This is a genomic window from Solihabitans fulvus, from assembly GCF_008386585.1.
Lineage (GTDB): Bacteria > Actinomycetota > Actinomycetes > Mycobacteriales > Pseudonocardiaceae > Solihabitans > Solihabitans fulvus.
In genome coordinates this window covers 1-280 of the sequence record NZ_VUOB01000429.1, presented here as the reverse complement: position 1 = coordinate 280, position 280 = coordinate 1, and the positions used below count along the sequence as shown (strand labels likewise).

Annotated in this window: 1 protein-coding gene; it reads left to right on the top strand. The window is 58.2% G+C overall.

From position 1 onward, the window contains the following. On the top strand, positions 1-280 hold a 280-nt coding region (locus tag F0L68_RS46235; protein WP_149855494.1), incomplete at both ends, for an MC/SLC25 family protein.

The following is a 280-nucleotide window of genomic DNA, read 5'->3' as shown; positions in this document are numbered from 1 at the left end:
CACGTCAGCAAGCAGATCGCCGCCGACCAGCGTTACAAGGGTATCGTCGATGCCTTCGTCCGTATCCCCAAGGAGCAGGGTCTCCTTTCATTCTGGCGTGGTAACTTCGCCAACGTCATCAGGTACTTCCCGACCCAGGCGCTCAACTTCGCCTTCAAGGACAAGTACAAGCAGGTGTTCCTCGGCGGTGTTGACAAGAAGACGCAGTTCTGGCGTTACTTCGCTGGTAATCTGGCCTCCGGTGGTGCCGCCGGAGCCACCTCTCTGTGCTTCGTGTACC